At 65.3% G+C, this 23,707-nt stretch carries 23 protein-coding genes and 1 tRNA gene; 10 read left to right on the forward strand and 14 right to left on the reverse strand.

All coding sequences use genetic code 11. The features are described from left to right. Window positions 1-26 precede the first annotated feature (26 nt). Both NDI89_RS12560 and NDI89_RS12565 read right to left on the reverse strand, forming a co-directional pair. Window positions 27-452 carry a hypothetical protein gene (locus NDI89_RS12560; RefSeq protein ID WP_277522276.1) on the reverse strand — a complete coding sequence of 142 codons (426 nt, stop codon included), beginning with the start codon at window positions 450-452 and terminating at the stop codon, window positions 27-29. Between the two features lie 140 nt (window positions 453-592). Next, window positions 593-970, reverse strand: coding sequence for a cupin domain-containing protein (locus tag NDI89_RS12565; RefSeq protein ID WP_277521953.1), 378 nt, complete (start codon window positions 968-970; stop codon window positions 593-595). Window positions 971-1,183: 213 nt separating this feature from the next. On the opposite strand from NDI89_RS12565, the gene NDI89_RS12570 reads away from it, so the two are divergent. After that, a complete protein-coding gene (locus tag NDI89_RS12570) occupies window positions 1,184-1,702 on the forward strand; it encodes a hypothetical protein (RefSeq protein ID WP_277521954.1) in 519 nt (172 codons plus the stop codon). Between the two features lie 86 nt (window positions 1,703-1,788). Here NDI89_RS12570 and nikR read toward each other — a convergent pair whose 3' ends face one another. Next, complete coding sequence (nikR, locus tag NDI89_RS12575) at window positions 1,789-2,214, reverse strand: nickel-responsive transcriptional regulator NikR (RefSeq protein ID WP_277521955.1); 426 nt, start codon at window positions 2,212-2,214, stop codon at window positions 1,789-1,791. Window positions 2,215-2,386: 172 nt separating this feature from the next. On the opposite strand from nikR, the gene NDI89_RS12580 reads away from it, so the two are divergent. Together NDI89_RS12580 and NDI89_RS12585 are read left to right on the forward strand one after the other, a co-directional pair. After that, window positions 2,387-3,532 (forward strand): outer membrane protein assembly factor BamB family protein, encoded by a 1,146-nt coding sequence (locus NDI89_RS12580; protein ID WP_277521956.1) that lies wholly within the window; start codon window positions 2,387-2,389, stop codon window positions 3,530-3,532. Then, complete coding sequence (locus NDI89_RS12585; protein WP_277521957.1) at window positions 3,529-4,767, forward strand: outer membrane protein assembly factor BamB family protein; 1,239 nt, start codon at window positions 3,529-3,531, stop codon at window positions 4,765-4,767. The genes NDI89_RS12580 and NDI89_RS12585 overlap by 4 nt, the downstream gene beginning before the upstream one ends. Before the next feature lie 37 nt (window positions 4,768-4,804). On the opposite strand, the gene NDI89_RS12590 is transcribed toward NDI89_RS12585, so the two are convergent. After that, window positions 4,805-5,575, reverse strand: coding sequence for a creatininase family protein (locus tag NDI89_RS12590; protein WP_277521958.1), 771 nt, complete (start codon window positions 5,573-5,575; stop codon window positions 4,805-4,807). A 741-nt stretch (window positions 5,576-6,316) separates the two neighbouring features. On the opposite strand from NDI89_RS12590, the gene NDI89_RS12595 reads away from it, so the two are divergent. Next, on the forward strand, window positions 6,317-7,132 hold the full coding sequence (locus tag NDI89_RS12595; protein ID WP_277521959.1) for a mechanosensitive ion channel family protein: 816 nt from the start codon (window positions 6,317-6,319) through the stop codon (window positions 7,130-7,132). 49 nt (window positions 7,133-7,181) lie between these two features. Here NDI89_RS12595 and NDI89_RS12600 read toward each other — a convergent pair whose 3' ends face one another. After that, a complete protein-coding gene (locus NDI89_RS12600; RefSeq protein ID WP_277521960.1) occupies window positions 7,182-7,715 on the reverse strand; it encodes a hypothetical protein in 534 nt (177 codons plus the stop codon). Between the two features lie 138 nt (window positions 7,716-7,853). On the opposite strand from NDI89_RS12600, the gene NDI89_RS12605 reads away from it, so the two are divergent. The 3 genes from NDI89_RS12605 to NDI89_RS12615 all read left to right on the forward strand — a co-directional run bounded on the left by NDI89_RS12605 (window position 7,854) and on the right by NDI89_RS12615 (window position 12,512). Beyond that, window positions 7,854-8,306 carry a hypothetical protein gene (locus NDI89_RS12605; protein ID WP_277521961.1) on the forward strand — a complete coding sequence of 151 codons (453 nt, stop codon included), beginning with the start codon at window positions 7,854-7,856 and terminating at the stop codon, window positions 8,304-8,306. A 136-nt stretch (window positions 8,307-8,442) separates the two neighbouring features. Beyond that, window positions 8,443-11,943 (forward strand): PAS domain S-box protein, encoded by a 3,501-nt coding sequence (locus NDI89_RS12610; protein ID WP_277521962.1) that lies wholly within the window; start codon window positions 8,443-8,445, stop codon window positions 11,941-11,943. A 110-nt stretch (window positions 11,944-12,053) separates the two neighbouring features. Continuing rightward, window positions 12,054-12,512, forward strand: a complete 459-nt coding sequence (locus NDI89_RS12615; protein WP_277521963.1) for a hypothetical protein — start codon at window positions 12,054-12,056, stop codon at window positions 12,510-12,512. On the opposite strand, the gene NDI89_RS12620 is transcribed toward NDI89_RS12615, so the two are convergent. Together NDI89_RS12620 and NDI89_RS12625 are read right to left on the reverse strand one after the other, a co-directional pair. Further along, window positions 12,497-13,165, reverse strand: coding sequence for an O-methyltransferase (locus NDI89_RS12620; protein WP_277521964.1), 669 nt, complete (start codon window positions 13,163-13,165; stop codon window positions 12,497-12,499). The two genes, NDI89_RS12615 and NDI89_RS12620, sit on opposite strands and share 16 nt — an antisense overlap. Window positions 13,166-13,228: 63 nt before the next feature. Continuing rightward, a complete protein-coding gene (locus NDI89_RS12625) occupies window positions 13,229-14,182 on the reverse strand; it encodes a mechanosensitive ion channel family protein (RefSeq protein ID WP_277521965.1) in 954 nt (317 codons plus the stop codon). 105 nt (window positions 14,183-14,287) lie between these two features. On the opposite strand from NDI89_RS12625, the gene NDI89_RS12630 reads away from it, so the two are divergent. Beyond that, the gene (locus NDI89_RS12630) at window positions 14,288-14,743 is read left to right on the forward strand and encodes a dCTP deaminase/dUTPase family protein (RefSeq protein ID WP_277521966.1); all 456 of its coding nucleotides are present in this window, start codon (window positions 14,288-14,290) and stop codon (window positions 14,741-14,743) included. A 17-nt stretch (window positions 14,744-14,760) separates the two neighbouring features. On the opposite strand, the gene NDI89_RS12635 is transcribed toward NDI89_RS12630, so the two are convergent. From NDI89_RS12635 to NDI89_RS12650, 4 genes are all read right to left on the reverse strand, one after another. After that, window positions 14,761-14,976, reverse strand: coding sequence for a hypothetical protein (locus NDI89_RS12635; RefSeq protein ID WP_277521967.1), 216 nt, complete (start codon window positions 14,974-14,976; stop codon window positions 14,761-14,763). A 92-nt stretch (window positions 14,977-15,068) separates the two neighbouring features. After that, window positions 15,069-15,869: an enoyl-CoA hydratase/isomerase family protein gene (locus NDI89_RS12640; RefSeq protein WP_277521968.1), complete on the reverse strand. Its 801-nt coding sequence runs from the start codon at window positions 15,867-15,869 to the stop codon at window positions 15,069-15,071. Next, a complete protein-coding gene (locus NDI89_RS12645; RefSeq protein WP_277521969.1) occupies window positions 15,869-17,440 on the reverse strand; it encodes a long-chain-fatty-acid--CoA ligase in 1,572 nt (523 codons plus the stop codon). Before NDI89_RS12645 ends, NDI89_RS12640 begins: the two co-directional genes overlap by 1 nt. A gap of 160 nt (window positions 17,441-17,600) precedes the next feature. Continuing rightward, window positions 17,601-18,428, reverse strand: a complete 828-nt coding sequence (locus NDI89_RS12650; protein ID WP_277521970.1) for a DUF6159 family protein — start codon at window positions 18,426-18,428, stop codon at window positions 17,601-17,603. Window positions 18,429-18,547: 119 nt separating this feature from the next. On the opposite strand from NDI89_RS12650, the gene NDI89_RS12655 reads away from it, so the two are divergent. Continuing rightward, window positions 18,548-19,168, forward strand: coding sequence for a universal stress protein (locus NDI89_RS12655; RefSeq protein ID WP_277521971.1), 621 nt, complete (start codon window positions 18,548-18,550; stop codon window positions 19,166-19,168). A 243-nt stretch (window positions 19,169-19,411) separates the two neighbouring features. Beyond that, the gene (locus NDI89_RS12660) at window positions 19,412-20,443 is read left to right on the forward strand and encodes a hypothetical protein (protein ID WP_277521972.1); all 1,032 of its coding nucleotides are present in this window, start codon (window positions 19,412-19,414) and stop codon (window positions 20,441-20,443) included. A 1,439-nt stretch (window positions 20,444-21,882) separates the two neighbouring features. On the opposite strand, the gene NDI89_RS12665 is transcribed toward NDI89_RS12660, so the two are convergent. From NDI89_RS12665 to NDI89_RS12675, 3 genes are all read right to left on the reverse strand, one after another. Further along, window positions 21,883-21,956: transfer RNA gene (locus NDI89_RS12665), tRNA-Thr, on the reverse strand. A 12-nt stretch (window positions 21,957-21,968) separates the two neighbouring features. Next, complete coding sequence (locus tag NDI89_RS12670) at window positions 21,969-22,484, reverse strand: GNAT family N-acetyltransferase (protein ID WP_277521973.1); 516 nt, start codon at window positions 22,482-22,484, stop codon at window positions 21,969-21,971. Next, complete coding sequence (locus NDI89_RS12675; protein ID WP_277521974.1) at window positions 22,453-23,676, reverse strand: phosphoglycerate kinase; 1,224 nt, start codon at window positions 23,674-23,676, stop codon at window positions 22,453-22,455. Before NDI89_RS12675 ends, NDI89_RS12670 begins: the two co-directional genes overlap by 32 nt. Between the last annotated feature and the right edge of the window lie 31 nt (window positions 23,677-23,707).

Raw genomic sequence — 23,707 nt, forward strand, 5'->3', positions numbered from 1 at the left:
GACCGTTCGTCCGGACCAGAGGACCGTTATCCGATGATATCCGCGAGATCGTCCGTCGAGGCCGCCGTCTCGGCGTGTCGCTCGAGCAGCCGGATGTCCCAGACGAGATCGGCAAGCAGGTGCGCGTAGAGGACGACGCCGGTCACGATCGCGAGCGGGACGCTGAGGAGTGCGAGCAGCGGGACCGCGACGCCGCCGATCACCACGTGGCTCAGGAGTCGCGAGAGGACGCCGACGTCGCCGGGTTCGAAGATTTTCGACTGGTCGGCGACCGCCGCACGCGGGTTCGACAGGCAGAAGCGAACGGCGTCCCAGGAGCCGGTCTTGAATCGAGCGATGAGGAAGTGATCGAGATCGATGAAGACGCCGACGGCGGTACCGTACGCGACGACGATCACGGCCGGAACGGGAACACCGAAGAGGGAGATCGGGGGAAGCAGGGCGGCCAGTATCCCGGCGATGACGACCGACACGACCGCGTGGTGTTTCGAGTAAATCGGGACTCACCTGCCGGAGACGACCACCCGAGGTCACTAAATCGTCCCGCAGATCTTCGGGGCGCTGGATCGAGCGGTTTCGTCCCGATCTGGGACTACCCGGCGAACCCCGAAAGGAGCCACTCGTCGCCGTCGCCGTCGTCGTCCGCGATACTCGGCGCGCTCACGAGGACGAACGCGCTCTCAGCGTCCCCGTTCCGTATCTGGCGCGTCGACGATGGCGGGATCCACAGCGCGTCACCGGCCTCCATCGTCACCGGTTCGTCGTCGACGACCACCGTCGCGTCGCCCTCGATGAGCACGTAGATCTCCTCGTGTTCGTTGTCGGTGTGGTCGTGGGGCTTACTGTTCCAGCCGGGATCGCAGCGCGCCACCGTCACCCCCACCTGCTCGGTCTCGAGCGGGTCGCTGAGAAAGTGCATCGCGCTCGAGACCTGCTCGACGTCTTCGTAGTTGACCTTCCGGTATGTCATACGGTCCCTTTCGAGGGATGGCAGTAAAACTATACTGTCTCCCCTCCCGGTTCGGCGGCGTCCACGAGCCGGCGAACACTACGGACTGCCGTCTGGTCCGGCTGGCGCTCACGGCGCGGAAACTGGACAGCTGATGGACGAGAACTCGAATATCACATCAGGGAACGGTCTCGATCTGAGTACTTATCACGACCCCGTCCAAACGCAGTGGCCATGGCACCACAACCGAGAGCCGGCGAAATGCTGGTCGGTGCGTACCTCAAACTGGTCGAAGAATGCGAGGTCGTCGCCTACGGCCAACACTCCCCGGTCGCGGGTGACCAGATGGAAGTCGACGTGATCGGCATCCAACCCGCCGGCGAACGGGAGGTCATCACCTGTGAGGTCGCAACCCATCTCGGGGGACTCGGGTATGGGAATTCCGACGAGAACCGTGACAGGGTAGCGGCGAAGTTCCGGAACGCGGAGAGATACGTCGATCGGGTGTTCGGTCCGTCCGAGTCCCATCGGTTCCAGTTCTGGAGTCCGAACGTCCCGGACGCGTCGGCGACGAAACTGGAGACCGTCGCGACCGAATTTCGGGAGCGAACGGACTCCGAGCTGGAACTGATCGTGAACGACGACTACGCGGACCGAATCGACGACTTGCGGGACGTGGCGGGAGCGACGGTTTCCCAGCGGAACGAACTCGCGTTTCGCTTCCTGCAGATACTGGAACACCTTCGAGAGTAGATCGGTTCCGACGCGTCGAGAGCATTGCAGCCCCGAAACCGCGTGTCGGTTCGATCCATCCGTTCCGTGTCGATCGTGCAGCGACGCTATCCCTGCGCGAGCGGGTCGAAGCTGTCGACCGGGATGACGGAATAGTCGACCGTCAGCGCGTCCTTGGTCGCGCGGATCTTGCCGACGAACGTCGAGATGTCCTCGAGTTCGCCCTCGAGGACGAACAGTTCCATGCAGTAGTGATCGCCCACGTGGCTGTGGAAGTTCGACGCGACGAGGTCCTCGTGTTCGTGGCGGAGGTGCATCATCCGCTCTTCGACGCTTGTCGTCTCGTAGTCGAAGAGGACGGTGATGATTCCCATCAGGTCTCGCTCCTCGAGTCGAGTGTCCTCGAACTCGCCGAGGAGGTTCCGCGAGGCTTCCCTGACGACTTCGCTCCGGCCGGTGTACCCGTGCTCCTCGGCGAACTGGTCGAGTCGCTCCAGGAGTTCGTCGGGCATCGAGACGCTGACGACTGCCATGTAATAACTCGAGGGGGAGAATCTATTAAGGATTACTATCGATCGGGCGGGCGAGCGCGATACAACCGTCGCCGGCCGAGTTTCATCGCTCGGATATCGCGAGTTCATGACCGTTTTCGACAGATTCGTTCGAGCCGAAACTGCTATTGCGGTCGTCTCTAGCTGTCATGGTATGTCACGGGGAGTGTCTCGACGGGCAGCCATCGCGACGGCTGCGATCACCGTCGCCACGAGCGGGTGTCTCAGACCCGAATTGGGAGAACAAAACTCGTCGAACGGGTCCGAAGCAACGGAGGGGAACGTCTCGCCGACCCGGGCTGACCCGCCCGCAGTCGAGGAGCCGTGGACGTTCCGTGCGCAGGCCGGAATGGCGACGCCGCCCACGCTGGCCGGAGAGTCACTCTTCGCCGGAAGCGTCGACGATTCGCTCTACGCGCTCGACGCCGCTACCGGCGAACAACGGTGGGCGTTCGACGTCGGCGATGAACCCCGGCTCGTCCACGTCGCCGGCGAAGAGGTGTTCGTCACCTCCTCACGCGAAACCTACGGCCTCGGCGTCGCCACCGGAGAGGAACGGTTCCACGCCGACGTCGGCGTCAACTTGTCGCGACCGATCGTGACTGGCGACACGCTTTATCTGGCCGACGATTCGACGTTTTACGCGCTGGACCGTCGCGACGGGAGCGAGCGGTGGTCGTTCCGCGGAAAGGGGACGCTGGGTTACGGCGCGACCGAACGCGACGGCATCATCGTTACGACCGATCAGGGGGACGTGGACAGGTTACCGAACGACGTCAGTACCGTCTACGGCCTCGACGCCGAGTCCGGCGAGGTGCTGTGGGAAACGCCGATCGAGGACGACGCCCTGATCTCCGAGGTCGCATTCGGTGACGGCGTCGCCACGATTGCCGGCCGCTACGGGCTGGTAGCGGGGTTCGACGCGGAGACGGGCGAGATCGTCTGGGAGCACGCCGTCGAAAAGGGCGGAAACCACCCGCAGACGCCGATCGCCGCTCGAGGCCGCGTCTACTTCACCGTCGGCGCTACTACGTACGCGCTGGAACAGGACACGGGAGCGGTCGTCTGGGAGGCGCGCGGCGGGGGGAGCGACGTCCGGTACCGCGACGGACGGATCTACGTCGCACCGAACGGACTGACCCTCCTCGGATACGACGCCGACGACGGCCGAAAGCTGTTCGAGCAGCGCCTGGATCCGCGAATGGAGCGGCGGCCGCCGGCGATCAGCGACTCCGCGATCTATTACGTCGACGGCGCAGTTCAGGCGGTACCGCGGGACAACGAGGTGCAAGCGCAATGACGGCGGAACACGACGATTCCGAAGCCGACGTGCGCGACCGTTACCGCCGTCGGACGGCGCTCGGAACGATGGCGATCGGGCTGTTCGCCGGCTGCCTCAACTTGCGCGAGGAGACCGAGCAGGGCACCCAGTCGAACGGCGACGCGACGGAACCGACGACCGAAACTGACGACCAGCCCGACGAACCAACCCCGGACTCCGTCTCGTCGTACGATCTCGAGGAGCGGTGGGTGGCCGATCTCGAGACGGGCACGGTGGCCGCCCTCGAGCAGGCGAGCGGCGACGGCGCGCTCTACGCGGCGGGCGGTGATCCGGCCACCGTCGTCCGGGTATCGCCTGCCGACGGAACGACGCGTTGGTCCCGTTCGCTCGAGGCGCCCCTCCCGGACGAGGATGCGATCGAGCTGTCGTCGGACGAGGAAGTCCTCGCTGTCGGGATCAAGGCAGGGACGGTTCGGCTCCTCGATGCGGACGACGGGACGACCCTGTGGGAGCGAGAGACGGTCCACTCCGAGCACATTGGGATCGCGCTCGGTTCGGAAAACGTCATTGTTCTGTCGGATACTACGGATGACGAGGGCGGGGCGGTGACGGCGCTGAACCGATCGACGGGCCGAATCGAGTGGCGGAATACCCGCGAGGACTTCCTCGCGGTCGACGACTCGCCGGTGTTACTGTCGCAGGTGTCGGCACCGGTCGACGGCTGGATCTTCGTCGGGGGCTGGAACGGGAGCTATCGGATCGCGACGGCCGACGGGTCGATCGACGGCGAGGAGTTCCGGTCCGCCTCCCGCGGGTGGACGACCGTCGGTGATCGATTCTACGTGCCCGATCGGGAGGGCATCAACGCCGTTTCGGTACCGGCGTGGCAGCGGCGCTGGCGGGCGGAATCGCTCGGCAGAGTCAGGAATCGTCCGGCACTCGCCGACGGAAGCGTTTACTTCGGCGCGGAGGACGACGGCTACTACGCCGTCGACGCGGAGACCGGCGACCGAGAGTGGCGTCTCCGGTTCGTAGAGGCCCGCGGACCGCCGCCCGAGCCCGCAGTGAGCACCGACCGCGTCTGGGTGTCCGACCGAGTGCGGTCCGTGTACGGAATCGACCGGGCGACCGGCGAACTGGACGGCGTCCAGGAACTCGAGTCGGAATCCGGTTCGATACGGTCGGTTCGGACCCGAGCTGACTCGATTCTCGTTCTCGAAACCGGGGCGCTCCGCTGCTTCGAACTCCCGTGACCGCCGCGGCCCGGGGTCCGAGCCGTGTCGGATCGGCCTACACGTGGTCTTTCGGTAGGAGGTCCTCGAACTCCTGCGCGGCGAGCCATTCGCAGAGCTGGACGAGCTGATCGCTCGCCGCTTCGAAGAGCCGCCGGCCCTTTTCGGCCGACGCATCCGTCTGATCCCCCAGCACGCCGTTGTCGGTATTGTCCGCCGCGTCGAAGAACGTCCGCGATCCGTGTTTGACGGTTCCGGCCGCCTCGACGCTCGGAATCCCGGTATCCCTTGCCTCCTCGAGGCGGTCGTCGTGGACGAGGTCGGGCTCGAGATACTGGATCATCGAGGTCTCCTTCGGCCCGCCGTGGGGACCGTTCTGTTCGAACAGGTCGTCGACGAGGTCGGGGATCGACTCGTCCCACATCCACTCGATCGCGTAGGCGACCCCGTCTTGGCGGAGTCGACCGCCGACCTCCCGGAGGTGCGGAACGTTCCCGCCGTGGGCGTTCACGTAGATCACCCGATCGATGCCGTGAGAGGTGAGATTCCGCGTCAGCGATTCCATGTACTGCCTGAACGCCGGCGGCTCGACCCACATCGTCCCGTGGAACTGGCGGTGGTGACCGCTCACGCCGACGTTGATCGTCGGGGTACACAGGTAGCCGGTCCGGTCGGCGGCCTCCCGCGCGAACGCTTCCCCGATGAGGTGGTCCGTCGCCTCCGGGAGATGCGGCCCGTGCTGTTCCGTCGACCCCAGCGGGACGAGCGCGAGCGACTCCGATTCGAAGTACGTCTCCAGATCCGGCCAGGCTTCGTCTGCGAGATACATGGTAGTCCCTCGTGCGCGGATCACCAATAGCGTAGTGTCCGAGACGCGACCGGATGCTCCCGATTCCGATACACGGACTCGACATCGCGCCCGGAAACGATCTGAGTTCGGATCGCTCCGGCGAAAATTGACGATGACGGGGCTGACGGGTAATATCGTATTACCGAAATCGGGTCGCTCACCGAGTGGGTGACGAACCGCCGTCGTCTTTTTTCCGACAAACTATCGTTCTGATTCGGGATCGGGAACTATATTCGAGCTATGGGTGATCGAACCGAGTATATAGATACTATTGCAACCGAAAAACGCATAATCCGGATCCGTCGATTACGGCGCGATCAGTCGTGTTCCGTGCCGGCGCCACCGGCGTCTACTCACCGAACACCGGTCGATCTTCGACGGGACATCGGCCACATCCCATGAGTGAAACTAGACAGGTTCGGTCGGCCGGGAACGAACGGCAATCGCGACCCGCGTCCCGTCGTGGCGGCCCCGATTTCGAACGGGGTCGCAAAACGCGTTTATCGCACGACCGCTCGAGGTCCGTTCCGTAATCGAGCGCGACCGGTTTTCTCGGCTCGGTGCGAATCCGTATCGATCCGTCACGGTACGATTACCGCGCAATTCGCCGTAACGGACACTTCAATCGCGGTACCGACATCGGCCGTGATTGGTTGGTTTCATGACTGATTGATAGGCACTCAATTACAAAGGACGAACGCGACCACTCGCGAATCGTCCATGTTCCCACCGTACATCCCCGCTCAAGCACAGGTGCCGGACTGGTTACAGGATCCGATCGCACAGTTGATAACGTTCCTCCCGCGGATAATCGGCGCGCTGGTGATCCTCTTCATCGGCTGGATCGTCGGTCGGCTGGCCGCTCGCGTCGTCGGGCGGATCGCCGACGGCGTCGAACTCGATCGAATGGTCCTCGAGACGCCGCTCGGCCGGATACTCGGCGGGACGGAACAGTCAGTCTCGAGCGCGTTCGGGTCGCTGGCGAAGTGGTTCGTCTACGGCCTCGCGATCCTCGCGGCCGCGAACGCGCTCGCGATCGCGACGCTGTCGGAGTGGATCTCGACGGCGGTCTCGTACTTGCCGGCGTTCATCGCGGGACTGCTCGTCATCACCTTCGGGTTCGTCATCGCCGATTTCATCGGCGACGCCATCGAGCGGACCCGGGCGGCGACGGAGTCGGCCTACACCGGCTTGTTCGCGAACGGGGCTCGAGTGTTCCTCTACTTCACGGCGATCGTGATCGGTCTCGACACGATGGGAATCGACGTCGGCATCCTCTACGTGTTCGCTCGAGCGCTCGCCTGGGGGCTCGGCGCGGCCGTCGCCATCGGCGCGGGGATCGCCTTCGGCTGGGGCGGCAAGGACTACGTCTCCGAGAACATCGACAACTGGATGGGACGGACGAGCAACGTCGCACCGAGCGAGGGCGAGTCATCCGGGGGCCAGTCCCGAACCGGTGACCGAACCGACAGCGGTCGGAGCGCCGATCGGGAGCGCGGCTCCGAGCCCGGCCCGGGACCGAGCGAGGACGACTGACCGGCCTCCGCCGGCCGGCCCACCGCAGGCGGTCCCGACTGGGCGACGATCAGTCGGCTTCGATCCCGGCCGCCGTCCGATCCGGTTCCGGACCGTCACCCTCCTCGCGCGGAAAGAGCGGTTTGACCGGGACGATCACGTGCGCTCGCACGAGCCGGTCCCCGTTCCGCCGCCACTTTTTCAGGTGCGCTACCGAGTGTGACCCGTCGTAGCCGGCTTCGATCCGCTCACAGAGCGCGTCGAATTCGTCCTCATCGAACAGCGCGGCCGAGACGCGATCCGTCTCGACCGCGACGCGTCCCCGCCGAGCGTAGACGTCGAGGCGTCCCTCGAAGGCGTGCTCGAGGGCCTCGATCCAGTCGTGGATTTCGCCGACCGTCGGCTGATCGGGAGCGGTCGGAAAGGTGATCGACGCCTGGTACTGGTCGGGGCGCTCCCGAGCGTGTCGCTGCCAGAATCGTCCCGCGGACCGCGCGATCGCGGTTCCCGGAACTCGCGACACGACGCTGGTTATCCGATCCGTCGCGGCCGCCACGCGCTGCCGAAGAGCCGTCGCGGGTTCGGCTCCGTCGCGTTCCCTCATTGGTCTCACGTTCGAGTTGCGGGCACCGGTAATACGTCCTTTGTTGTACCGATGTGGTCTCCCGACGGAAAGTCAGTCGATCCGGACGATCGCCGGTCCGCGGGAGTTTTGTGCAATCGATTACTACCGGGCCTCAGAATGCCTCGTTCAGGCCCAAACCACTCGGTTCCGGTCCTCGCCGGGTCGGTAGCGATCGTCGCGACCGGCGTCGCGGTTAATACCGGCTTAGACACCTCGGCTCGAACCGTTCCGGCCCTCCTGTTGATCGCGCTCGGCGTCGCCGGCGTCACGAGTACAGCACGGGAGTCCAGTACGGTACGACTCCGCCGCGGAGCGAAACGATGGTGGCTGCTCGCCTTCGCGGCGTTTCTCCCCTACGCGCTCGCGACGGCACCCGACAGCGAGTCGGCAGCGGCCGTCGGTGACGCGTTCGCCGGCCCGGTCGTCGGCCTGGCCCTCGAGTCCATCGCGGGCGCGATGGTCTGCTGTGCGGTGGCGATGACGGTCCTCTACGCCTTCGCCTGGTACGGGATCCATCCCGGCCGACCGACGCCCGAGGAACGGGTCCTCACTGACGGCGGCGACGAGTAATACGATCCGACGGGCCGATCTGTCGATCGGCTACCGAGAGTACGACCGCCGAATTCTGTTGTAAGGAGCAGTGAAACACTCGAATAGTGGCGTATTCGGCGCTGGGCTTATCCGTTCGAGCGGCCTCTGTGAGCCAATGACCGAACGGGTGGAACAGACGGATCCAGTTCCCTGGAGCGACGACGGCGATCGAGCGGCGTTCGAGTGGTATCGGACGCTCGTCGATACCGTTCCGGACGGCGTGTTTCAGCTGGACGACGAGGATCGAATCGTTGCGATCGACGACACCCTCCTCGAGATGACGGGCCGGGCCCGCGAAGCGATCCGCGGCGAGCACGTTTCGCTGCTGCTGGGCGAATCCGGAATCGAGGCCCTCGGTCGAGATTCGTCGGCCGGATCCGGCGAAGCGGCGGCCGATGGCGACGGTCCCCCCGAACCCACCACCGCCGTCGTCGAGAGTCGAATTCGAACTGCGACCGAGAGCTGGCTTCGCTGTGAACTCCGACTCGGAACGGTCCCGGCCGGCGAGGATCGACGGGGAACGGTCGGCCTCGTCCGAGGAATCGAGCCTCGAGCGGGGGACGCCGATCCGGAATCCGAAGCGAATGGTGACCCGTCGTTCGATGCGATTACGACAGTGTTCGAAGGGGCCGACGTCGGCGTATTCGTGCTCGACCCGGAGTTCGACGTCGCGTGGATCAACGACGCCACCGAACGATACTTCGGTCTCGACTCGACGCCGGTGATCGGCCGGGACAAACGGCAGTTGGTCGACGAGACGATCCGCACGCGAATCGACGACTCGGATCGGTTCGTCGAGATTCTCGAGTCGACCTACGACGACGACAGCGACACGGAGCGGTTCGAATGTCACGTCACGGGGGGTGATACCCGCGAGGAGCGCTGGCTCGAGCACCGGAGCAGTCCGATCGAATCGGGACCGTACGCGGGCGGTCGAGTCGAGCTCTACTACGATATCACCGGTCGGCACCGGCGTGCCTCCCAGCTCCGCCGGTTGAACGAAACCGTTCGCGACTGGTTCGAGGCCGACACGCGCGAAGGGGTCGCAGATCGAGCCTGTCGTCACCTCGTCGACGTTCTCGACCTCGACGTCAACGGCATCTTCCTCCACGATCCGGAAACGGCGGTGCTCGAGCCGATCGCCTGGTCCGAAGCGGCCGGCGAGTTGATCGACGAGCACCCGACGTTCGCGGACGGGGAGGGCATCGCCTGGCGCGTCTTCGAGTCGGGCGAGCCGGCTATCTACGACGACGTCAGAGCCGACTCGGACGTCTACAACCCGGAGACGCCGATTCGGAGCGAAATCTGTCTCCCGATCGGCGATCACGGGGTCGTCATCATCGGTTCCGAAGAGCGAACCGCGTTCGACGACGCCGATCTCTCGCTCGCGAAGATCGTCGCCTCGAGTCTGGAGATGACCTTCGATCGCATCAGTCACGAACGGACGCTGGAGCGCGAGCGCTCGCAGACCGAGGCGCTCCTCCGGACCGCTCCGGTCGCGATATCGGTCGAAGACGCCGACGGTGAGACGGTGCTGGCGAATCGACACGCGCAGACGGCGCTCGGGCTCGCCGGCGAGGCGCTCGGCGAGACCGACCTCCTCGCTCGGCAGACCGTCGTCGACGCCGATGGGGAGCGGATCGATTCCGAGGAGGGTCCCTCGGCACGCGTCAGGGCGACCGGGGATCCGGTTCGCGACGAGGTGCTGCTGATCGAAGGGGCGTCCGGGGAGCAGACGTGGTTTTCGATTACCGCCGTTCCCGTCCTCGGTCCCGACGGGTCGCTCGAGCGAGTCATTTCCGCCGGTGAAGACATCACCGCGCTCAAAGAACAGGAGCGACGCCTCGAACGCCGCAAGCGGGAACTCGAGACCGAGCTGGGCGAGATACTCGGGCGCGTCTCGGACGCGTTCTACGCGCTCGACGACGAGTGGCGGTTCACGCACGTCAACGATCGCGCGGCGACGCTGCTCGGCTATTCGGAGTCGGAACTCGTCGGCCGGAATATCTGGGAGACGTTCCCGAACGGCACGAGATCCGATCTGGCCGACCGCTATCGGGAGGCGATGGAGACCCAACGCCCCGTGTCGTGGGAGCGCTACTCCGAGACGCTCGAGATCTGGATGGAGATCCAGGCGTACCCCTCCGAGACGGGACTGTCGGTCTACTTCAGAGACGTCACCGATCGAAAGGTACGCGAGCGGCAACTGGAGCAGTACGAGCGGATAATCGAAACCGTCGAAGACGGCATCTACGTGCTCGACGACGACGGCCGGTTCACGACGGTCAACGAGGCCTACGAGTCTCTCACCGGGTACGATCGCGCTGAACTGCTCGGGCGCCACGCCTCGCTCGTCGTCGACGAGCAAGTGATGGAACTCGCCCGGAATATCGCCGCGGACGAGACCCGGCTGCCGACGGTGGAAGCGGAACTCGAGACGAAATCCGACGATCGGGTTCCGATAGAGGCGACGGTGACGTCGATCGCGTCTACCGGTACTGACGGCGAACGGATCGGCGTCGTTCGGGACGTCACCGAACGGAAGGAACGACAGCGTCGACTCGAGGCGAGCGAACAGCGGTATCGAACTCTCGCCGAGAACTTCCCGAACGGGATCGTCGCCCTGTTCGACGACGAACTGCGGTACACGGCCGCCGGCGGGCAGCTCCTCGGTGAGATCGGCATCGATCGGGAAACCGCAATCGGCCAGTCGATCTACGAACGCTACCCCGACGAACTGGTCGCGGAGATCGAACCGCACTTTCGGGCCGCACTCGAGGGCGACGAGCGATCCTTCGAGTTGGCCTACCGCGACCGGCAGCTCCGGGCTACGACCCTCCCCGTCCGGACCGGCGGCGAGGTCACCGGTGGAATGCTCGTCGTCCAGGACATCACCGAGCGAACCGAGTACCAGCGCAAGCTCGAGGAATCGAACGAGCGACTCGAACAGTTCGCATACGCCGCCTCGCACGACCTGCAGGAGCCCTTGCGGATGGTCACGAGCTATCTCCGGTTGATCGAGGGACGGTACGCGGACGAGCTCGACGCGGACGGCGAGGAGTTCATCGACTACGCCGTCGACGGTGCCGAGCGGATGCGCGAGATGATCGACGGCCTGCTGGCGTACTCCCGGGTCGAAACGCAGGGCGACCCGCTCGAGCCGGTCGATCTCGATGCGGTCTTCGCGGCCGTCCGCGAGGATCTCCAGGTCCGTATCGACGAAACGGACGCCGAGATCACGGCGGAGTCGCTCCCTCGCGTCGCCGGCGACGCGAGCCAGCTTCGACAGGTGTTCCAGAACCTGCTCGCGAACGCGATCGAGTACAGCGGGGACGAACCCCCGCGGATCCACGTCAGCGCCGACCGCGACGGCGGCGACTGGGAGATTTCGGTCCGCGACGAGGGGATCGGCATCGACCCGTCGGATCAGGACCGGATCTTCCGCGTCTTCCAGCGCCTCCACAGTCACGAGACCCACGACGGAACGGGGATCGGCCTCGCGCTCTGTCACCGGATCGTCGAGCGCCACGGCGGCGAGATCCGGGTCGACTCCGAACCCGGTGACGGGGCGACGTTCTCGATTACCCTGTCAGCTACCGACGCGGCCGCGAACTGAGCACCCCGGGGCACCGAGACCGGCGACGCCACGACCGAGGCTCGAGCGATCCGCTCGAGGAGGCCAGCCAACAGCTATATAACCGGCCGCCTACTCAACTCGCCAAAGCCGTGTCCGACGTGATTCCGACGAGAGACGGTTCGGACCGATTCCCGCTCGCCGCGTCACTCGCCTGTTTCGCCGTCGCCGGCATTGCGACCGTCGTCGTCGACGGGGTCGGGTTCACGCTCGGAGCGACCGGGCTCGCCGTCGGCGGCGTCTACTGTCTCGCACGCGATGCCGAATCCGTGACCCGGCAGACCCTGGCTCACACGGCACTCGGACTGTGGATCGCGTTTCTGGGAATCGCTGCGATCCACGCGATCGGTCTCGAGGCGATCGGTGCGACCGTGCCGGGCCCCACGCTGGTGACGGTCGTCGCCGTGTCGGGGGCCACGTGGGCCACGCTGCTCGGTGCCGCCGGAGCGACGATCTTTCTCGGCTTCCGGGAGTACGGCTCCTCCGTCCCCGTCGACGACCCCGACGACGCCGTGTTCGACGGCGAGACGTCCGATTACTCGACTCGATAGCTCACTGCGATCCCCTCGCCGAGCGGAACGACGACCGTCTCGAAGGCCGGATCCGCGCCGACAGTCTCGAGGTAGTCGATCACTCCCCGCGTGTGTTCGTCGACGGCCGTCGGCGAGCCGCCCTCGGCCCACTCGAGGAGCGCGTCGAAGTCGACGACGCTCGCCGTGATCGCGTTGTCGGCGACGACGACGCCGCCGACCGGTATCTTCGATCGAACGGCTTCGAACGCGTCCGCGTAGCGTTCCTTCTGGTGGTCGATCAGCACGACGTCGAACGGACCGTCGTAGCGGTCGATACTCTCCATCGCGTCACCGAGTTCGTACGTCGTGAGTCCGTCGTACCCGCCCGCGGCCATGTACTCCCGGGCGAGCTCGAGTTCGGCCTCGTCGACCTCGGTGAGGACGAGCTCGCCGTCGTCGGGGAGCGCGTCGGCGAACCAGTAGGCCGAGTAGCCGTAGCCCGAGCCGAACTCGAAGACGCGCTCGGCCTCGTTCAGTCGGGCCACGAATCGGAGGAACGCGCCGACATCGGGGCCGACGTGGGGGAAGCCCTCGGCGGCGGCGTACTCGTCCATCTCGATCAGCGTCTCGTCGGGATCCGGGCCGACTGCGCGCACGAAGCGGGCAATCTCGTCGGAGAGGACGTCGGTCATGGACGAGTATACGATCCCCAGCCCATAGGGTTCGGGGAGTCCGACCGGACTCCCCGGGAGCCGTTACCGGTTCCGACTCACCGGGAACGAGATCCGATCCGGATTCTTCTTGAATCGCTCGAGAATCCGCTCGTAGAGGTCGTTTTTCGCCCGCTGCCCTCGTCGCGGGTGGACGAGGTATCGGAGTCGGAGCTCGACCCACGACTCCTGCTGGACGACGTTGACCGTCGGACCGTCCCGAACCTCGAGTTCGACCGGCGTCTCGGCCAGGAGTTCGCGGTAGCGGGCGATGTTCTGCGCCATACGTTCGCCGAGGTAGTCGTCGGCGACGTCGGTCAGTTCCTGCCGGGCGAACGCGAGGTCGGTCTCGTAGGAGAGCTGGATCGAAATCTCGTTCCAGACGTAGGGAAACTCCTCCCACGAGAAGTTGTAGACCTCCGACGAGAGGACGGTACTGTTCGGCAGGGTCACGACCCGACCCGAGGGCTGATTCGAGGAGACGAGTTCGCCGTTGATCTCCCACAGCGTGGTCACGAGGAAGTCGACCTCGATCACGTCGCCTTTGGCGTCCCCGATTCGGACCCGGTCACCGACCTGATAGGGGCGTTTGACCATGATGTAGATCCACCCCATCAGCGAGAACAGCGGTTGCTGGAGTGCGAAGGTAACCGCGAACCCGACGATACCCAGCGAGAAGAGCACGCCGACCCACTGCTCCGTCAGGACGCCGAGCAGGCCGATGATCGTCACGGCACCGAGACCGAAGCGGAGCACGTTCCGCACGTCGTGGGCACGGCGCTTGCTCGCGATCCGCCGAACCAGCAGATGCCGCACCAGATGATAGATTCCGTAGGTTCCGGCGACGACGGCGACCGCCAGCAGGGTCTTCTGTGCGATGACGCCGCCTTCGATGCCCCCGGTCGAGAGCCACGTCAGATCACCCGTCGACACCGCGTTCGCAGCGACCGTGGCGACGACCGAAACGATCAGCGAGAAAATCCCCAGGAGCCTGTTCACTCCAGCGGGTTTCGATGCGCGAGTGAAAACGATTGTGTTGGCGGCGACTCCGTGGAGTCACTGACAGTATCCTTTTTTGTTCTCGAAACCGTTTTTCCACGCGACATGTCCCCCGACCATCCCCTCTCCGAGGCCGTCGACAACCTGGTGTACGAACCGGTACAGGTCACCGATCACGGCGTCGATCTGACGGTCAGCGCCGTCTACGAGGTCGCCGCCGCCGGCCGCCTCGACTTCGGCGGCGACGAACTCGAGGACGCCGACCTCGAGCCCGTCCCGACGGAGATGGAACACCCACACGACGAGTTCGGCTGGTGGCACCTCGAGGGCGGCCAGTACGTGCTCCAGCACAACGAGTTCCTCACCGACCTCTCTGAGCCGGCACAGCTCCAGCCGCGCAACGAACTGCTCGCTCGCGGCGGCTCGCATCCCTCGATGCAGGTCCGCGATCACCTGCCCCTGATCCCGCTGACGGTCGCCGACGGCGGGCTCAAGATCAAGGAGAACGCGCGGGTATCGACGCTCGTCCCCGTCGGGAACGGGTCAGCATCGATCGAGTAACTGCGTCTCGAGGAAAATCACTCCGATTCGTAGGCGATGTGTTCGACGGCAACCACCAGTCGATAAAACAGGAATAGGAGAGCGACTACGCCAAGGACGCCGAGCGGGAGGATGAAATAGACGAAGACGGAACTGGGGCTAACGAAACCGTATCCGATTGTCACAAGCCAGAGAAGAACAAGTACGATTCCGGCAGGCGACCGGATCAGATCGCGGAGCGGGGAGGGCGACATAGGAAAGCGTTCTAACAAAAACATCAAAATAATTTCGAAGAGCGTCCGTTACGAAACGATTCGGAGCCACATCCGAACCGGCGGTGGCCGGCCTATCGACCTTCGTACTCGGGATCGCGATCCTCGAAGAAGGCGTTGACGCCTTCCTCGTGATCCTCGGTCTCGAAGACGATCCCCTGTGCCGTCGCCTCGTCGGTCAGGGCCTGCCCGAGGGACTTCTCGAGGCCCTCGCCGAGGAGGCGGTTGGCGTGACGCAGCGCGATCGGCGGGCCGGAGACGATCTTCCCGACGAACTCCTCGAGTCGCTCGTCGAACTCCTCGGCCCCGTAGACGTGGTTGACCAGTCCGAGATCGAGGGCGCGGTCCGCACCGATGATGTCGCCCGTGAGGACGAGCCCCTTCGCGACGTTCTCGCCGACGACCCGGGGGAGGAGATAGGAAGTCCCCGCGTCGACGCTCAGTCCGACCTGCCGGAAGACGAATCCGAAGACGGCGTCTTCGGTAGCGAGTTGCATGTCACAGGCGAGCGCCAGGTTGGCGCCGGCACCGACTGCGGGACCGTCGATGGCCGCGACCGTCGGCACCGGGAACTCGACCAGCCGCCGCATCAGTTCGTTCGTCGACCGCTCGAGCGTGCGGACCCGTTCGTCGGCGGGAACCTCGTTTTCGATGCCCTCCACCATCGATTCGATGTCGCCGCCGGCCGAGAAGGAGCCGCCCGAGCCCTCCACGACCACGCAGCGGGCGTCGCTGTCTTCGATCTCGTCGAAGGCCTCGCTGAGCCCGGCGCTGATTCCCTCCGAGAGCGGGTTCCGTCGGTCCGGCTGGTTGAGCGTAATCGTCGCGACCCCCTCGTCTTCGATCTCGAGGAGGACGTCGTCACCGAGAGACATTATTCGTCACCCCCCTCCTGCTCGCGAAGCTTAAATTTCTGCACTTTCCCGGTCGTGGTTCGCGGGAGCTCCTCGACGAACTCGACTTCGCGTGGGTGCTTGTACTCCGCGAGGTTGGTCAGGCAGTACTCCTTGATCTCCTCCTCCGTGACGTCGCCGTCCGGAGTGCGAACGACGAACGCCTTGACGGTCTCGCCGCGGCGGTCGTCGGGGATGCCGGCCACGGCGGCGTCGGCGACGTCCTCGTGCTCGAAGAGCAACTCTTCGACCTCCCGCGGGTAGACGTTGTACCCGCCGGTGACGATCATGTGTTTCTCGCGGTCGACGACGTAGAAGAAGCCGTCCTCGTCCTGATACCCGATGTCGCCGGTGTGGAACCAGCGCCGGCCGCCCTCCTCGGTGAAGGCTTCCTCGTTCGCTTCGGGCAGGCGGTAGTAGCCCTTCATCACGTTCGGCCCGGCGACGACGATCCCGCCGGTGATATCGCGGAGATCGGCGTTCTCCTCGTCGATCGGCCCCTCCTCGACCGGCGGGACTTCTTCGAAGTCCTCGTCGACGACTTTCGAGTCGACGTCGGGAACGGTTTTGCCCACGCTACCGACGCGACGGCCGTCGAGCGGGCTGTTGAAGTGAGTGATCGGACTGGTCTCGGTCAGGCCGTACCCCTCGTAGACCTTCGGCTCGTAGAGTTCCTCGAACCGGCGCAGGACCTCGACGGGGATGCCCGAGCCGCCGACGCCACAGAGCCGTACCGACGAGAGGTCGAACTCCTCGGCGTCGGGCTGGTTGATGACGTCGTTGTACATCGCCGGCACGCCGTGCATGATCGTCAGCTCCTCGTCCTCGATGAGCGAGACGGCGTCCTGTGCGTCCCACGAGGCCATCGGGTAAAAGGCAGCGCCGTTGAAGAGCGCCGTGTTCATCACGACGGTCATCCCGTAGATGTGGAACAGCGGCAACACGCCGAGCTGTTTGTCGTCCGGCCGGATCCCGTCCGGAATGAGCTTCGACGCCGAGTTCGCGTTCGACGCGAGGTTGCTGTGGGTGAGCTGGACCCCCTTCGGCTGGCCGGTCGTCCCGGACGTGTACGGCTGGACCGCGACGTCGTCGTCGTCGCGGTCAGCGATGTCGGGATCGCCCGGCTCGAGGAACTCCTCGAGCGGCGTGGCGCCCTCGGCGTCGCCGCCGATGCTGACGACGTGCTCGACGTCCGTCTCGTCTTTGACTTCGCTGACGAAGGGGACGAGGTCGGCTAGGGCGACGACGACTTTCGCCTCGCTGTCGCCGAGCAGGTGGCCGATCTCTCGAGCTTTGTACTGGGGATTCATCGGGACGACGACGCCGCCGGCCCGAAGGGTCCCGTGGAAGGCGATCAGGAACGGCGGGACGTTCGGCAGATAGAGCGCGACCCGGTCGTCCTCGCCGAGCCCTCGCTCCTCGAGCGCGTTCGCGAAGGCACCCGTTTGCCCCCAGAACTCCTCGTAGTTCGTCTCCGACCCCCGAAAACTGATCGCGGTGTTGTCGCCGTGGTCCGCGACGGCGTCCGCGACGTTAGTGACAAGATTTGTCATACTCCGTGCCATACGTTTGCGTGTATCGTAAAAAAGATTTACATCGTTCGACGACGACGGCGGCTTTCCTTACCAGCGATAAGGGCGTTGCCGCGTATCGGATAGTGACAGAAATCGGGGATCGAACTCGGCGTGCGGTCCGGGATCCGCCGGGATGGAGTCAGTCCTCGGGGAAAACCCCGTTCGGATCGAGGTCCTCGAGCGGACCGACCCGTTCGCCGGTGGCCGCGTACCGATAGAGTGCGGTGCGAACGATCATGCCGAGAACCTGTGCGACGACGATCGTCGCGACGAGGAGGGCGCCGCCCGCGATTCCCACCACGTACGCCCCGATGTTCGGCGTTGAAACGAACGCGACGCCGAGGAGGACGAGTCCGAACACGCTCACCGGAAGCAGGACGAGCCCGATTCCGACGGTGGCGGAGATGCTCTCGCCCCACGTTCGGGAGAACGCACCGCCGCTCTTTCGCAGGTCCGATCTGAGCGCGTCGGTGCGATCCGTGACGATCACCGGAACGACGAAGAACGTCAGGAGCCCCCAGCTCAGATCGAGGATCGACCGGGTGAGCGTCCCGACTCCGGGGACGTTGTCCTCGGCGATGTAGAGGGCGGTGCCGATAGTCGCGGACAGCAAACTCCACTTCGCGATCCGGCCGCGGGCGTCCCACGCGGCGGCCAGCCCGTCGCGGGCGGTCGGCTCTTCCCCCGCGAAGTGTCGAGCCGCGCAGTGGACGACTGCGGCGTTGAAGAAGACCCCGATCCCCGAGGCGACGGCGATTGCCGCAAACATCGCACCGTACTTCACGAAATTGTTGGTGAACACGGCAGTCACGAGCCCGTAGTGTAGCATCGCCACGGCGATAGCTCCGTACGCGCTACCGACGACGGCGAGGCTCAACAGCGGGAGGATCGCGAGGCGTGGACGGGCTCGAAACACGTCGAGGCTGGCATCGACGGCGACGAATCCGCGTCTGAATCGTCCTATCATATTTTCACTTGATCGTCCGAAATATATATTCCTGTCGTTCGGTTGACTTCCTGTGGAGGACCGTCCCCGTACAGACGGACTCGAGGGTATTTACGAACGCACACCTAATCTCCCGCAACATGTATCAGGACGTCCTCATCCCGACGGACGGGAGCGACGGGACTCGCCGGTCGATCAATCACGGCCTGACGATCGCGGGTCGGTTCGACGCCACGGTTCACGCGCTGTCCGTCGTTCCGGAGGGGCCACTGGGAACGCTGCAGACCGACGAGGCGATCCCGGCCGCGGAACGGGCGGTCGAGCGCGTGGAGACCGAAGCGACGCGGGAGGGAGTCGACGTCGTCACCGCGGTCGAACAGGGCGTGCCTCACGAGGAAATCCTCGCGTACGCCGACGACCACGGGATCGACATGATCGTCATGGGCACGCAGGGCCGGACCGGGCTCGACCGCGTGCTGGTCGGCAGCGTTACCGAGCGAATCGTCCGAATGGCCGACGTGCCGGTCGTGACCGTTCGTCTGACCGAGGATATCCGGATCGAGGACCCCGACGAGGCCGCGGAGATCGCCCGAAAGACGGCCGAGCGAGAGGGGTACGAGGACGTGACCGTTCCGGAGGAGCCACATCGGACCAGCGCCTCCTGGATCGTGCCCCTCGAGACCGATAGGGGACCCCTTCACGTCCACGTCGACGCCGTCACGAGCGAGGGGCGCGTCGCGACGGGACCCGAAACCGAGTAACGACCGTTCGCGACGCCGAGCGACCACACGCCCGAAGCGAACTCGACGCGAGTCCGAAGCGAACCCGGGGAAATCTCGATACCAGTACGCGGTGAGAGCGTTCGTCGACCCACCCACGGAGTAGGGAGACCCAACGTCCGTTCGGGGGCCCCATACCGAGCAAACGATCCGTTATCCCCTCGTAACGAAGCGACTGCTTTTTGTTCGGGATTCCGGTCGACGGTCACGAATGGGGGACACAGCGTGAATCGGCGATCGCTCTTGCGAGGCACAGCGGCGAGTGGCATCGGTCCCGTCTCGGCTCGCACGGTCCGATCTCGGTCCGACGGGGAACGGCCGGTCGCCGACGGCTCGGGCGTGATCGTCCGACTCGCGGACGTAACCGACCCGATCGACGGCGGCGACTCGCTCGAGTGGACGGCCGAACTCGAGAACGCGACGGATCGGTCGGTGCGTCCGACCGTCGAGTACACGGTCGACGGCGAACCGGCTGGAGCCGTCACCCTCACGCTCGGCCCGGGAGAGACGGAGCGGCCGTTTTCCGGGAACCGCCGGGTCGAACCGGCGGCCGAGGATCGCGAGGTGTCGCTTCGAGTCACGGCCGCCGGCGATTCGGCCGAGCGAACGGTCACGGTGCTCGGGGTCGACGAACTCGAGGCCGAGCGGAGCCGTCCGGCTGAGGACCTCGCCGTCCGGCCGGGAACGACGGTTCTCTTCGAAGCGGGAGCCGTCGATCCGAACGCGTCGCAGTTTACGAGTTGGTGGGCGAACGGAGACCGCGTGGGCGACTCGATGGTCGGGCCCGCGTGGCAGTCGATCTACTACGCGGAGCGACACGCCCACTACTGGCAGTACACGGCCGAGTCAGCGGGTCGCCACGAGATAACGGCCGGAATCGATACCGATGTCGGGAACTACCGGGTCGACTGGACGGTCAACGTCACGCCCGACGGGCGACCGTCACCGACGATCGACGACGCGCGTCCGGAACCAGGGCGGCTGCCCGTCGATCGAGCGGAACCGACAGCCCTCGAGGTCGACGTCGCCGATCCGGACGGACGGCTCGAGCGCGTCGTCTGGTGGCTCGGCCAGGCGGACCAGATCATCGGAACGTCCGAGATCAGCGGGACCACGGACACGGTGTCGCTGACGGTCGAGGAGGGCCTCTGTCAGACGTGCCCGATCATCGTCTGGGTGATCTGTACGGACGGGCGATTCACTTCGGAGTCCCTCTGGGAGGTCGACGTCACCGCTGACGGGACTGGCACCGGCTGAGCATCTTGACTCTCGAAACGAACGATGCCGTCGAGGTCGGTGGGGTGCTCGCGGTGGCTGCTACCCTCGAGGACAGACGGGTCTAGCCCCTCGGGTCGTCGAATCTGTCGAGGATAGCGAGCCGACTGTCGTGGATGCGCCGAGTTCCCATCGGCGCAGCCGATTCGACCCGATTGCGCTCGAATTCGAAACGGCGATCGTCGGAACCGATCCGGGACGAGAGCTACTTCTTCCGGAGAACTCTCGTTCCAGATCGAACCAGTTCCGCAGGGACAGTTCCGCGACAGGTATCTTTTTGTGAGTGTGTTCGCATGGTACCGTATGGCAAGTAGTGAGGACCAACTGTCTTCGATGGGGAGAACTACCGCAAGCCCAGGGCGAGTAGACCGGCTTCTCGACCGGATCGGCTCGCCCGAGGTTGCGGCTCTGGTATCGATAGCGGCTCTGTTTTTCGCGTTTCTCGTCATCGGCAATCAACTCGGACTCTGGTAACGGCTCGCCGACCGCCGAATCGCCGTCCCGAGCATGCTGATCGCGCACTACCGGTCGCTTTCGCTCGCGAGACTGGCCGGGTAGTCTCTTCGGCAGACTCACCTGTCTCACGTGACGGAGAGCTGCGACGAACGCAACCGCGACCGCTTCGGTTTCAATCGGCGGTCACCGACGGCTCGTCGCGAGGGGGGACTCTCGAACTCGCTGTCCCAAAACGGAAGATGGAGTGGGGAGAGGGGGGCCTCTGGATGGGGATGCAGAGGCGGTTAATTGTTGTTAGATATCACTATTAACAGTTTCGATACACAGCCGGTCGGCGTGGGCCTTCCGTCCCGGACCTCGGACGAGGGCGGAATAAATCGGTATGGGGCGAGCATGTGGTACTCGAGTCGGTCGCGACTGCCCGACCGCACGCGTTCGGACGGCTCCGCGGGAGTTCTTCGACTCGGTTTCCGCACGGTGCGTTATCGCCGAGCCTCGGCGTCCCGCGTCGCCCCCAGGGGGCTTTCGATGAGACAGACCGGCGACCGGGCCCTATCAGCGACGGGCTTCGACACGGACGTCGCCCCTGGCGGCCGTGTCCTCGGCCACGAGAGGCTTTGTCGCGTGCGTCCACCGGCCCTTTCGGTCCCGATCGCTACGGACTGCCTTTTGTTCCGCCGGGGGCAGGGAGTGACCCCCATAGTTGGATATCTCACACTATTATGTAATCCTTTCGAACAGTCGCCGGTCCATCGGGCTGCGACCGGTGGCGTTTCAGCGGCGATTCCGCTCGAGAGTGGTCCCGTTTGCGGATTCGGATTTGTGGCCGGCGATACGGATGGGCTCCTTGGCTCGGTCTCGAGAGAAAATCGGAAGTGGGATTCGAACTACGGTCGTTCCGCTCCGCTCTCGCTTCAAATCCCGTAGAGACGTTTCGCTCGCTCACGTCCGTTCGCGAGCAGAAAAGCCAGGGGTGGGATTTGAACCCACGAAGTCTCGATTACAAGTCGAGTGCATGAACCGCCCATGCTCCCCTGGCGCAGGCCGTTGGTTAGCCGTCCTCCTTTGAATGTGTATCGTTTTCGTCCGGATCCGCGAGCGAGCGCCCCATCGTCACCCGGAACTCGTCGTACCCCTCGCGGCGGTAGAACCGACGGGCCGACTCGTTGCCGGCCATCACTTCGAGGAGCATCACGTCGACGCCCCGCCGGGCGAGCGATTCTTCGGCGGCCTCGAGCAGCGCGGAGCCGATCCCGCGATCCCGATAGTCGGGTTTCACGTAGATATTCGAGAGCAGGCCGCGGTCGGTATCGAGCTCGAGCGAGCCGTGCTCGACAGTAATGGAGGCGAAGCCGGCGATCGTCTCGCCGACGCGGGCGACGAGCAGGCCGTCGTTGACCTGATACGCCGCGAGCGTTTCGCGCATGGTCTCGCGGTTCGCATCGGCGCAAACGGCCGCATCGTACTGACGCTGGTCCCGCGCGAGGCGAACCCAGAGCTCGGCGAGGGCATCGAGGTCGTCCCGAGCGGCCGGTTCAATCGTCGGCTGCGGGTCGTTGGGGTGCATTCTCGAGTGCGGTCACGGCGGGAAGCGATTCGGCGGTGAGCATCCGTAGCGCGGCCCCGCCGCCGGTACTGACGTGGGAGAAGCCGTCGACGCCGAGTCTGCGCAGGGCGGCGGCCGTGTCGCCCCCGCCGACGATACTCGTCGGAATGTCGGTCGCGGCCTCGTAGAGCCGTCGGGTCCCCGTCTGAAACCGATCGTCCTCGAAGACCCCGGCGGGGCCGTTGAGGATGACCGTCTCCGCGTCCGCGAGGATCCGTCGGTAGTAGTCCAGCGTGGACTCGCCGATGTCCATCGCGGCCTCGCCGTCGCCGGGCGGCAAGGCGTTGACGCCGAGTTCGTGGCGGTCCTCGCCGCGGTCGACGGCGACGTCCCGGGGGAGCGCGATCCGGTCACCGTAGGCGTCGAGCAGGTCGGCGGCGCGATCGATCTCGTCCCAGTAGCCCTGATCGTAAATGAAATCCGAGCTCGCGTCGCCGAGATCGACGCCGTCCGCGACGAGGAAGACGTTGCCGACGACGCCCGCGGTGAGAATGTGGTCGGCCAGCCCCTTCTCGAGGACGGACCAGGCGACGTCGATCGAATCCGAGACTTTCGCGCCGCCGAGCACGTAGACCCGTGGTTCGCTGGTCTCCTCGATCGATCCCAGCACGTCGAGTTCGGTTTCCATCACGCGGCCGGCGTAGCCGGGAAGGACGGTCGGGAGGCCGACGAGCGACGGCTGCGAGCGGTGGGCCGCGGCGAAGGCGTCGTTGACGTAGGCGTCGAGCACCGGCTCGAGCCCCTCCACGAGGTGGGTTCGAGCCGCCCGCTCCGGGTCGAACTCCATGTACTCCTCGCTGTAGAAGCGCGTGTTCTCGAGGACGACGCAGTCGCCGTTCGAGAGGTCCCTGACGGCCTCGCGGGCGGCTTCGGTGAAGGTCGCGTCGACGTAATCGACGGGCTGGCCGAGCAGTTCGGCGAGCCGATCGGCGTGGGACTCGAGGGAGACGAAATCGTCGCCGCCGGGGCGGCCCTGGTGGGCCAGGACGGCGACGCGGCCGCCGCGGTCGAGCAGTTCCGCGAGCGTATCGACGTGAGCGCGGAGTCGAGCGTCGTCCGCGAGCGTCCCGTCGTCGTCGATCGGACTATTGACGTCGACGCGGACACCGACGGTAGTCCCTTCGACGGTCAGGTCGTCGAGGGTCTCGATCATTATCGACCTGTCCACCGCGCCTCCCGAAAGG

The organism is Natrinema salsiterrestre (genome assembly GCF_029502005.1).
GTDB lineage: Archaea > Halobacteriota > Halobacteria > Halobacteriales > Natrialbaceae > Natrinema > Natrinema salsiterrestre.

Excerpts from the sequence above, each read along its gene's own strand:
- NDI89_RS12565 (WP_277521953.1), bottom strand. The coding sequence starts at position 970 with ATGACATACCGGAAGGTCAACTACGAAGACGTCGAGCAGGTCTCGAGC.
- NDI89_RS12570 (WP_277521954.1), top strand. The coding sequence starts at position 1,184 with ATGGCACCACAACCGAGAGCCGGCGAAATGCTGGTCGGTGCGTACCTC.
- nikR (WP_277521955.1), bottom strand. The coding sequence starts at position 2,214 with ATGGCAGTCGTCAGCGTCTCGATGCCCGACGAACTCCTGGAGCGACTC.
- NDI89_RS12580 (WP_277521956.1), top strand. The coding sequence starts at position 2,387 with ATGTCACGGGGAGTGTCTCGACGGGCAGCCATCGCGACGGCTGCGATC.
- NDI89_RS12585 (WP_277521957.1), top strand. The coding sequence starts at position 3,529 with ATGACGGCGGAACACGACGATTCCGAAGCCGACGTGCGCGACCGTTAC.
- NDI89_RS12590 (WP_277521958.1), bottom strand. The coding sequence starts at position 5,575 with ATGTATCTCGCAGACGAAGCCTGGCCGGATCTGGAGACGTACTTCGAA.
- NDI89_RS12595 (WP_277521959.1), top strand. The coding sequence starts at position 6,317 with ATGTTCCCACCGTACATCCCCGCTCAAGCACAGGTGCCGGACTGGTTA.
- NDI89_RS12600 (WP_277521960.1), bottom strand. The coding sequence starts at position 7,715 with ATGAGGGAACGCGACGGAGCCGAACCCGCGACGGCTCTTCGGCAGCGC.
- NDI89_RS12605 (WP_277521961.1), top strand. The coding sequence starts at position 7,854 with ATGCCTCGTTCAGGCCCAAACCACTCGGTTCCGGTCCTCGCCGGGTCG.
- NDI89_RS12610 (WP_277521962.1), top strand. The coding sequence starts at position 8,443 with ATGACCGAACGGGTGGAACAGACGGATCCAGTTCCCTGGAGCGACGAC.
- NDI89_RS12620 (WP_277521964.1), bottom strand. The coding sequence starts at position 13,165 with ATGACCGACGTCCTCTCCGACGAGATTGCCCGCTTCGTGCGCGCAGTC.
- NDI89_RS12630 (WP_277521966.1), top strand. The coding sequence starts at position 14,288 with ATGTCCCCCGACCATCCCCTCTCCGAGGCCGTCGACAACCTGGTGTAC.
- NDI89_RS12635 (WP_277521967.1), bottom strand. The coding sequence starts at position 14,976 with ATGTCGCCCTCCCCGCTCCGCGATCTGATCCGGTCGCCTGCCGGAATC.
- NDI89_RS12640 (WP_277521968.1), bottom strand. The coding sequence starts at position 15,869 with ATGTCTCTCGGTGACGACGTCCTCCTCGAGATCGAAGACGAGGGGGTC.
- NDI89_RS12645 (WP_277521969.1), bottom strand. The coding sequence starts at position 17,440 with ATGACAAATCTTGTCACTAACGTCGCGGACGCCGTCGCGGACCACGGC.
- NDI89_RS12650 (WP_277521970.1), bottom strand. The coding sequence starts at position 18,428 with ATGATAGGACGATTCAGACGCGGATTCGTCGCCGTCGATGCCAGCCTC.
- NDI89_RS12655 (WP_277521971.1), top strand. The coding sequence starts at position 18,548 with ATGTATCAGGACGTCCTCATCCCGACGGACGGGAGCGACGGGACTCGC.
- NDI89_RS12670 (WP_277521973.1), bottom strand. The coding sequence starts at position 22,484 with ATGCACCCCAACGACCCGCAGCCGACGATTGAACCGGCCGCTCGGGAC.
- NDI89_RS12675 (WP_277521974.1), bottom strand. The coding sequence starts at position 23,676 with ATGATCGAGACCCTCGACGACCTGACCGTCGAAGGGACTACCGTCGGT.